Consider the following 9,102-nt stretch of genomic DNA (forward strand, 5'->3'; position numbering starts at 1 on the left):
ACCCGCGCCCCGGAGGGATCCGCACGTGACCGCTGACGTCAGCACCCCCGTCCACGCCCCGCGCCTGGTCCTGGTGACCGGCGCCACCGGCTACATCGGCGGCCGGCTGGTGCCCGAGCTGCTCAGCGCCGGTTACCGGGTGCGGGCGATGGCCCGGCGCCCCGAGCAGCTGCGCGACCGGCCGTGGGCGGGTTCGGTGGAGGTGGTGCGCGCCGACGCGACCTCGCCGGAGGACCTCGCGCGGGCCCTGGCCGGCGTCGAGGTGGCCTACTACCTGCTGCACTCGATGAACGGGCAGCGCCGCTTCGACGCCGAGGAGCGCCGGGTGGCGCGCTCGTTCGGGCGGGCGGCGCGGGCGGCGGGGGTGCGCCGCATCGTCTACCTGGGCGGCCTGCACCCGGATTCCGACGACCTCTCCCAGCACCTGGCCTCCCGCCGGGAGGTCGGGGAGGTCCTCCTCGACTCCGGGGTGCCCGTCACGGCGCTGCAGGCGGCGGTGATCCTGGGGTCGGGCTCGGCGAGCTTCGAGATGCTGCGCTACCTCACCGAGCGGCTGCCGCTGATGGTGACGCCGCGCTGGGTGCACAACCGCATCCAGCCCATCGCGATCCGCGACGTGCTGCGCTACCTCGTGGCCTCGGCGCGGATGCCCCCGGAGGTCTCGCGCACCTTCGACATCGGCGGCCCGGACGTCCTGACGTACCTGGAGATGATGCAGGGGTACGCGCGGGCGGCGGGCCTGCCGCCGCGGCGGATCGTGCCCACCCGGGTGCTGTCCCCGGGTCTGTCCAGCCACTGGGTGGGGCTCATCACCCCGGTGCCCAGCGCGATCGCCCGCCCGCTGGTGGACAGCCTCGTCCACGAGGTCGTCTGCCGCGAGCACGACATCGCGCGCTGGGTGCCCGACCCGCCGGGGGGTCTGGTCGGCTTCGAGGAGGCGATGCGCCTGGCCCTGCAGCGGGTGCGGGAGGCGGACGTGGCGACGCGCTGGAGCTCGGCGTCTGACCCGGGCGCGCCCAGCGACCCGCTGCCCACCGACCCGGACTGGGCCGGCGGCAGCCTCTACGTGGACGAGCGCGCCACGACGGTGGCGGCCAGCCGCGAGGAGCTGTGGCGGGTGGTGGAGGGCGTCGGCGGCGACAACGGCTGGTACTCGTGGGGGCTGGCCTGGGCGGTGCGCGGTCTGCTGGACCGGATCTCGGGCGGGCCGGGCCTGCGCCGCGGGCGGCGGGACCCGCGCACCCTGCAGGTGGGTGACGCGCTGGACTTCTGGCGGGTGGAGGAGCTGGAGCCGGGGCGGCTGCTGCGGTTGCGGGCGGAGATGCGGCTGCCGGGCCTGGCGTGGCTGGAGCTGCACGCGGAGGAGGACGGTGCGGGGCGCACGGTGTTCCGCCAGCGCGCGCTGTTCCACCCCCGCGGCCTGCTGGGGCAGGTGTACTGGTGGTCGGTGACGCCCTTCCACGGCGTCGTCTTCGGCGGCATGCAGCGGGGCGTCGCGCGTGCGGCGGAGCGGCAGCGGGCGGGCACACTGGTGCGGTGACGCAGCCGCAGCCCTCCTCCCCGCCTCCCGTGCCGGCCCGCGGCCTGAGCATCGGGGGCCGTTCGGCGGCCACCCCCGAGCGCACCTTCTACGACGAGGTGGGCGGGCACGCGACGTTCGAGCGGCTGGTGGCGCGCTTCTACGAGGGCGTGGCCGCCGACGACGTGCTGGCCCCGATGTACCCGGCCGAGGACCTGGCGTCGGGGGCGGCGGCGGAGCGGCTGCGGATGTTCCTGGAGCAGTACTGGGGCGGGCCGACGACGTACTCCGAGCAGCGCGGGCACCCGCGGCTGCGGATGCGGCACGCCTCCTTCAAGGTCAACCCGCTGGCCCGGGACCGCTGGCTGACGCACATGCGCGCGGCGGTGGGCTCGCTGGCGCTGCCGCCGGCGCCGGAGGCGCTGCTGTGGGACTACCTGGAGCGCGCGGCGCACAGCCTGATCAACACGTTCGAGGACTGAGCACCCGCCCGCCGGCCGCGGCTCACCCCCGCGGGGCGTGCTTGGCGAGGAAGGCGTAGACCTCCGCGTCGTCCACGCCGGGGAAGGTGCCGGCCGGCAGCGGGGACAGGACGTGGGCGTGCAGGGCGGCGCTGGGCCAGGCGCTGCCCTGCCAGTGCTGGGCGAGCTCGCGCGCGGGGCGGCGGCAGCAGGACTCCTCGGGGCAGCGGGACACCTGCCGCACGGCGGTGTCGCGGCCGCGGAACCACTTGGCGTGCACGTACGGCACGCCGACGGTGATGGAGAACTGCCCCGCCGTCTGCGTGCCGGTCTGGCTGGAGCACCAGTAGGTGCCGGCCGGGGTGTCGGTGTACTGGTAGTTCTCGGTGGTGCGGTCCTTGAGGCCGAACACGGTGCGCGCGGTCCAGCGCCGGCAGACGGGCTGGCCCTCGATGGCGCCCGTGGCGTCCTGCACGAACGGCACGCCGTCGTTCTCGTACCCGCGGTAGAGGCCGCCGTCGTCGCCGACGCGCAGGAAGTGCACGGGGATGTCGAGGTAGCGGGTGGCGAGGTTCGTCAGCCGGTGGGCGGCGGCCTCGTGGGTGACGCCGAAGGCGTCGCGGAAGTCCTCCACGGCGAGGTCCTTGGCGCGCTTGGCGGCGGCGAGGTACTCCACGGCCACGCCGCGCGGCATGAGGCAGGCGGCGGCGAAGTAGTTGATCTCAAGGCGCTGGCGGAGGAAGTCGGCGTAGCTGGCGGGGTGCTCGTGGCCGAGGACGCGGTGCGCGATGGCCTGCAGGGCGAGCGAGCGCAGGCCGTGGCCGCCGGGGATGGACGCCGGTGGCAGGTAGATGCGGCCGTTGGCGAGGTCGGTGACGGTGCGCGTGGAGTGCGGCAGGTCGTCGACGTGGATGATGCGGAACCCCAGCAGCTCGGCCATCCGCGCCACGGAGCGGTGGGTGAGCGCCCCGACGGTGTAGCCGGCCTCGCGCACCATGTCCTCCGCGAGCTGCTCCAGCTCGGGCAGGTGGTTGTCGACGGTGCGCATGACGAGGCGGATCTCGGTGTTGGCCCGGCGCGCCTCCTCGGGGGTGGCGTGGGAGGCGTTGTGCCGGCGCGCGAGCTCGGCGTGCAGGGCGACGAGGGACTCCAGCGCGTCCAGGGGCAGGGTGCGGCCGGGCCGGACGGGCTTGATGCCGAGGGAGGTGAACAGCGGGCTGCGCTGGGCGCGGTCGAGCTCGATCTCCAGCGCGGCGCGGCGGTCCGGGGGCGGCTCGGCGGCCATCAGGTCCCCGACGGGCACCGCGAGGGCGTCGGCGACGGCGGTGAGCAGCGACAGCCGCGGCTCGCGCCGGCCGTTCTCGACGAGGGAGAGCTGGCTGGGGGTGGTGCCGGTGCGGCCGCCCAGCTCGGCGAGGGTGAGGCCGCGGGTGGTGCGGAAGTGCCGGATCCGCCGCCCGAGGGTGACGGGGTCCACCCGGGGGGACCGCTCGGGTGGCGCCGGTTCCCGGGCGGCTCCGATGTGTGCCAGCGCAGCGACCTCGACCCGGGGCATGGGTTGACGATAGCGAAACATTCGGGGTTTTTGCCACGGATTCGCGTTGAACGAGGGGGTTGATGCGGCGGACGATGGATGCAGACCGCTCCCCGTCCCCCCGGAGGCACTCGTGACCCTCACCACCGCCCCCCTCGAGGTCTCGTTCCCGACCACCTCCCACCGCCTCGTCGAGTGGGTGCAGCGCACGGCCCGCCTCACCCAGCCCGACCGCGTGGTGTGGTGCGACGGCTCGCAGGAGGAGTACGACCGCCTCACCGCGGAGATGGTCGAGGCCGGGACCCTGGTGCGGCTGGACCCGCGCAAGCGGCCGGGCAGCTTCCTGGCCCGCACCGCCCCCGGCGACGTGGCCCGGGTCGAGGAGCGCACGTTCATCGCCTCCGCGCGCCGGGAGGACGCCGGCCCGCTGAACAACTGGCGCGAGCCGACCGCGCTGCGCGAGGAGCTCGAGGCGGTGTTCGAGGGGTGCATGCGCGGGCGCACGATGTACGTCGTCCCGTTCTCCATGGGCCCGCTGGGCAGCCCGCTGGCGCAGCTCGGCGTGGAGCTCACCGACTCCCCCTACGTCGTGGCGAGCATGCGGCTGACCACCCGGATGGGCCGGGCCGCCCTCGACCTCATCACCGACGAGACGGACTTCGTGCCCGCCGTGCACAGCGTCGGCCTGCCGCTGGTGGACGTGCTGGGCCGCACCCGCCCGGACGTGCCGTGGCCGTGCAGCGACCTGAAGTACGTCGCCCACTTCCCCGAGACCCGCGAGATCTGGTCCTACGGCTCCGGGTACGGCGGCAACGCGCTGCTGGGCAAGAAGTGCTTCGCGCTGCGCATCGCCTCGGTGATGGGCCGCGACGCCGGCTGGCTGGCCGAGCACATGCTCGTGCTGCGCACCACCTCCCCCGAGGGCCGCGCCTTCCACGTCGCGGCGGCGTTCCCCTCCGCGTGCGGCAAGACGAACCTCGCGATGCTGCGCTCCTCGCTGCCCGGCTGGCAGGTGGAGACCCTCGGCGACGACATCGCCTGGATGCGCCCCGGCCCCGACGGGCGGCTGTGGGCGATCAACCCCGAGGCGGGGTTCTTCGGCGTCGCCCCGGGCACCGGCGCGGCCACCAACCCGGCGGCGGTGGAGATGCTGCGGGAGAACACCATCTTCACCAACGTCGCCCTCACCGACGACGGCGACGTCTGGTGGGAGGGCCTCACCGAGGAGCCGCCGGCGCACCTGGTGGACTGGCGCGGGCAGGACTGGACGCCCACCTCCACCACGCCGGCGGCGCACCCCAACTCCCGCTTCACCGTCGCGGCGGCGCAGTGCCCCACGATGGCCGCGGAGTGGCAGGACCCGACCGGCGTACCGATCGACGCGATCCTCTTCGGCGGCCGCCGGGCGACGAACGTGCCGCTGGTGACGGAGGCGCTGAGCTGGGAGCACGGGGTTTTCCTCGGCGCGACGATGGCCTCCGAGCGCACCGCCGCCGCCGAGGGCACCGTGGGCGAGCTGCGCCGGGACCCGTTCGCCATGGCACCGTTCGCCGGGTACCACATCGGTGACTACTTCGCGCACTGGCTGCGGGTGGGGCGGAGCCTGCCGGCCGCGACCCGGCCGCGGATCTTCAGCGTGAACTGGTTCCGCCGCGGCGAGGACGGCCGGTTCCTGTGGCCGGGGTTCGGGGAGAACGCCCGCGTCCTGGAGTGGATCTGCCGCCGCGTCGAGGGCACCGCCGAGGTCGCCCCCTCCCCCGTCGGCTGGGTGCCGGCGCCCGGCTCGCTGGACGTCGAGGGGCTGGACCTGCCGGCCGCGGACCTGGCCGCGCTGTTCGCCGTCGACGGCGACTCCGCCCGCGCCGAGTGCGACGACACCGAGCGCTGGCTGGAGGGGCTGCGCCCGCGGGTGCCGGTGGAGATCTGCGACCAGCTGGAGGCGCTGCGCTACCGCCTCTCGGCCCTGTAGGGGACCGGCAACGACGGATCGGGCTGAGGCCCGGGGCGACGACGTCGCCCCGGGCCTCAGCCGTCCGCGGCGACCTGCTGGCCGGCGACCTGCTCGCCGGCGATCTCGCGCAGCACGGCGAGGTGCTGCGCGAACGCGGCGCGCCCGTCGGCGGTGAGCGCCAGCCAGGTGCGCGGGCGCCGGCCCACGGCCCCCTTGCGCACCCGCACGTACCCGGCCTCCTCCAGCACCGTGACCTGCTTGCTGAGCACGGAGTCGCTGACCTCGACGGTGTCGCGGACGAAGGAGAACTCGGCCTCGTCCGCAGCGGCCAGGGCCGCGAGCACCGAGAACCGCACGGGCTGGTGCACGACCTCGTCGAGGCGGTGGCGGGCGTGCTGGCCGCCGGGCAGCTGACCGCTGGGCGCGCTCACGAGCGCAGCTCGGCGCGGGCGCCCAGGGCCAGCGGCAGGGCGGCGACGAGCCCGGCCGCGGGCCAGTACGCCAGGGTGTCGCGCATGAGGACCAGGCCGAGGACGAGGGCCGCGGCGTAGAGCACGCCCCAGCCGACGACGGCGCCGACCCAGCGGCGGCCGAACCCGGCGCGGTTGACCCGCACGCCGGGCAGCAGCCCGAGGGAGAGCAGCAGGACGGTGGCCGCGAAGACGGCCGAGACGAGCAGGACGCGCTCGTCGGAGCCGCCCGCGACGCCCAGGGCGGTGAGGTAGCCCCACGTGGCGGCGGCCATGCCGGTCAGCCAGGCACCGGTGCGGCTGCCGGACCCGGCGCGGACGCGGCGCCCGGCGGCCCCGGCCTTCTCGAGCAGGGCGGTGGCCTCGGCGGGGGTGGGGGTGCTCACGGTGTCCTCCCGGGGTCGGTGGAGCACCAGTTCACCAACTACTTTCCAGTACGTCAAGTAGTTACCAGGTCGCAGGTCACCCCGCGCGCAGCACCACCTTGCCCAGCGCCTCACCGCTCGCCAGCCGCACGAAGGCCGCCCGCGCGTCGGCCAGCTCGTGCACCGAGTCCACCGCCGGGCCCAGGTCCCGCAGCTCGCAGAACCGCAGCAGCCGCTCGAACTCCTCCAGCGTGCCCATCGTCGAGCCCAGCACCCGCAACTGGCGGAAGAAGACGTGCTCCAGCATCGCCGGCGCGTCCCCGCCCGTCGTCGCCCCCGACACCACGAGCGCGCCACCGGGGCGCAGCGAGCGCAGCGAGTGCTGCCAGGTGGCCCGCCCGACCGTCTCGAAGACGGCGTCCACCCGCTCAGGCAGCCGCTCCCCCGCGGTGAAACCCCGCTCGGCGCCCCACGCCAGCGCCCGCTCCACCCGCCCGGGGTCCCGGCCGGCGACCCACACCCGCACCCCGGCCGCCGCGCCCAGCACCACCAGGGCGTTGCTCACGCCGCCCCCGGCGCCCTGCACCAGCACCGTCTGCCCCGGCACCACCCGCGCCTGGGTGAACAGCATCCGGTAGGCCGTCAGCCAGGCCGTGCCCAGCGACGCCGCCCGCTCGAAGCTCCAGCCGGCCGGCTTGGGCAGCACGTTGCGCGCCGGCACCGCGACCTCCTCGGCCAGGGTCCCCGGGTGCAGCTCCGACAGCAGCGTGCGCGCCGGGTCGAGGGTCTCGTCGCCGCGCCAGCCCTCCGAGGCCACGACGGCGTGCACGACGACCTCCCGGCCGTCCTCGGTGACGCCCGCGGCGTCGCAGCCGAGCACCATCGGCAGCCGATCGGCGGGCAGGCCCACCCCGCGCAGGCTCCACAGGTCGTGGTGGTTCAGCGCCGCGGCCCGCACCCGGACCCGGACCCAGCCGGGCGGCACCTCGGCGGCGGGGGCGTCCCCCACCTCCAGGCCGGAGATCGGGTCGTCGGCGGACTGGCGGACGGCGCGGGCGGCGAGCACAGCGGCGACGCTAGTGGAGCCGCCCCGCCCGCGCCCCGCGGCCGCCGGGTAGCGTCGCTGCATGGCGATCCCCCCCGACGGCCCGGTCGACCCCCGCCTGCCGCGGCTGCTGGCGGTGCTCGACGTGCAGCCCGTCCCCGACCGGCCGGACACCTTCACCGCCCCGAGCCTGCCCCAGCCGCACGGGCGGGTGTTCGGCGGGCAGGTCGTGGCGCAGGTGGCCCTCGCGGCCGGCCGCACCGTCGGGCCCGGCCGGGCGCTGCACTCCATGCACGGCTACTTCCTGCGCCCCGGGGACGTGGAGCAGCCGCTGGAGCTGGCCGTGGAGCGGCTGCGCGACGGGCGTTCCTTCAGCGCCCGCCGGGTGCAGGCCCTGCAGTCCGGGGTGCCGATCTTCTCGATGATCGCCTCCTTCCAGGAACCCGCCGACGGCCTCGAGCACGCCGCCGTCATGCCGGACGTGCCCGGGCCGCAGGACCTGCCCTCCGACGCCGACCTGCTCGAGGGCGTGGACCACCCCTTCGTGCGCGCCTGGCGCACCGGGCGACCGCTCGAGGTCCGCCACGTCGTCCCCCCGCCCTACTTCGCCACGGCGCCCACCCCCACCGGGCAGGTGCGCGCCGTGTGGATGCGGGTGCCCGGCCGGCTGCCGGACGACGACGTGCTGCACCGCGCCGTGCTGGGGTTCGCCTCCGACTACGTCCTCTTCGAGGCCGTGCTGGGCCGCCACGGGCTGACCTGGGCGACGCCCGGGATGAGCGTGGCCAGCCTCGACCACGCCGTGTGGTGGCACCGGCCGGTGCGGGTCGACGAGTGGCTGCTCTACGTCGTGGAGACCCCGGCCGCCACGGGGGCGCGCAGCCTGATGACCGGCCGCTTCTTCACCGCCGACGGCACCCACGTGGCCTCCGTCGCGCAGGAGGGCATGATCCGGGTGCCGTGACCGGCCCCACCCCAGGAGGACACCCGTGCGTTCCCTCACCTACTTCGTCGGCGTCACCCTCGACGGGTTCATCGCGGCCCCCGACGGCTCGTTCGACTTCTTCCCGCTGACCGGCGCGTTCCTCGACTTCCTCGCCGCGGAGCACCCGGACACCCTGCCGCAGCACGTGCGCGCCCAGCTCGGCATCGACGCCGCCCCGACCCGCCGCTTCGACGCCGTCGTCATGGGCCGCCGGACGTACCAGCCGGCCCTGGAGCTGGGCGTCCCGAGCCCCTATCCGCACCTGGACCAGCACGTGGTCTCCACCACCCTGCCGCTGGACCCGGCCCCGGGCGTGACGGTCACCGAGGACCCGCTCGCGACCGTCCGCGCCCTCAAGGCCGCCGACGGGCTCGGCGTCTGGCTCGCCGGTGGCGGCACCCTGGCCGGCGCCCTGCTGCCCGAGATCGACGAGCTGGTGCTCAAGCGCTACCCCGTCCTGGCCGGCGCCGGGGTGCCTGTCGTCGCGGGGTCCTTCGCGCCGCACGCGTTCACCCTGGTCGAGGAGCGCGCCGTCGACCAGGTCACCGTGTCGCGCTTCGTCCGGGCCTGAGCGGCGCCCCCGCGACCGGGGCGCCGCCGGGCCGGCGGGACGCGGGTCAGCGGGGCGGGGCGAGCAGCGGGTGCGCCGCCAGGGCGGCCAGCACCCGCTCGACGACCTCGTCGGCGCTGCCCGCGAGGTGGTGCACCTGCACGTCCGGCTCCGCCGCACCGGCGGGACGCGGCGCGTCGCCGAGCAGCACGACGGCGCAGG

The 9,102-nt window shown here is 75.8% G+C and carries 9 protein-coding genes; 5 read left to right on the forward strand and 4 right to left on the reverse strand.

Going from position 1 to position 9,102, the window contains the following annotated elements:
- The first annotated feature begins 25 nt into the window (after positions 1–25).
- Both ABEB16_RS09480 and ABEB16_RS09485 read left to right on the forward strand, forming a co-directional pair.
- A complete protein-coding gene (locus tag ABEB16_RS09480) occupies positions 26–1,540 on the forward strand; it encodes an SDR family oxidoreductase (RefSeq protein ID WP_345712012.1) in 1,515 nt (504 codons plus the stop codon).
- A 50-nt stretch (positions 1,541–1,590) separates the two neighbouring features.
- A complete protein-coding gene (locus ABEB16_RS09485) occupies positions 1,591–2,001 on the forward strand; it encodes a globin (protein WP_425560147.1) in 411 nt (136 codons plus the stop codon).
- Positions 2,002–2,023: 22 nt separating this feature from the next.
- Here ABEB16_RS09485 and ABEB16_RS09490 read toward each other — a convergent pair whose 3' ends face one another.
- On the reverse strand, positions 2,024–3,535 hold the full coding sequence (locus ABEB16_RS09490; RefSeq protein WP_345712013.1) for a helix-turn-helix domain-containing protein: 1,512 nt from the start codon (positions 3,533–3,535) through the stop codon (positions 2,024–2,026).
- Between the two features lie 112 nt (positions 3,536–3,647).
- On the opposite strand from ABEB16_RS09490, the gene ABEB16_RS09495 reads away from it, so the two are divergent.
- Positions 3,648–5,483 carry a phosphoenolpyruvate carboxykinase (GTP) gene (locus ABEB16_RS09495; protein WP_345712014.1) on the forward strand — a complete coding sequence of 612 codons (1,836 nt, stop codon included), beginning with the start codon at positions 3,648–3,650 and terminating at the stop codon, positions 5,481–5,483.
- Positions 5,484–5,539: 56 nt separating this feature from the next.
- Here ABEB16_RS09495 and ABEB16_RS09500 read toward each other — a convergent pair whose 3' ends face one another.
- The 3 genes from ABEB16_RS09500 to ABEB16_RS09510 form a co-directional block, all read right to left on the reverse strand.
- The gene (locus tag ABEB16_RS09500; RefSeq protein ID WP_345712015.1) at positions 5,540–5,896 is read right to left on the reverse strand and encodes a transcriptional regulator; all 357 of its coding nucleotides are present in this window, start codon (positions 5,894–5,896) and stop codon (positions 5,540–5,542) included.
- The gene (locus ABEB16_RS09505; protein ID WP_345712016.1) at positions 5,893–6,321 is read right to left on the reverse strand and encodes a hypothetical protein; all 429 of its coding nucleotides are present in this window, start codon (positions 6,319–6,321) and stop codon (positions 5,893–5,895) included. Before ABEB16_RS09505 ends, ABEB16_RS09500 begins: the two co-directional genes overlap by 4 nt.
- A 76-nt stretch (positions 6,322–6,397) precedes the next feature.
- Positions 6,398–7,366: a zinc-binding dehydrogenase gene (locus ABEB16_RS09510; protein ID WP_345712017.1), complete on the reverse strand. Its 969-nt coding sequence runs from the start codon at positions 7,364–7,366 to the stop codon at positions 6,398–6,400.
- A 61-nt stretch (positions 7,367–7,427) separates the two neighbouring features.
- On the opposite strand from ABEB16_RS09510, the gene ABEB16_RS09515 reads away from it, so the two are divergent.
- Positions 7,428–8,309 (forward strand): acyl-CoA thioesterase, encoded by an 882-nt coding sequence (locus ABEB16_RS09515; protein ID WP_345712018.1) that lies wholly within the window; start codon positions 7,428–7,430, stop codon positions 8,307–8,309.
- A 25-nt stretch (positions 8,310–8,334) separates the two neighbouring features.
- Complete coding sequence (locus tag ABEB16_RS09520) at positions 8,335–8,901, forward strand: dihydrofolate reductase family protein (RefSeq protein WP_345712019.1); 567 nt, start codon at positions 8,335–8,337, stop codon at positions 8,899–8,901.
- Positions 8,902–9,102 lie beyond the last annotated feature (201 nt).

Source organism: Kineococcus glutinatus (assembly GCF_039542765.1).
GTDB classification, from domain to species: domain Bacteria; phylum Actinomycetota; class Actinomycetes; order Actinomycetales; family Kineococcaceae; genus Kineococcus_A; species Kineococcus_A glutinatus.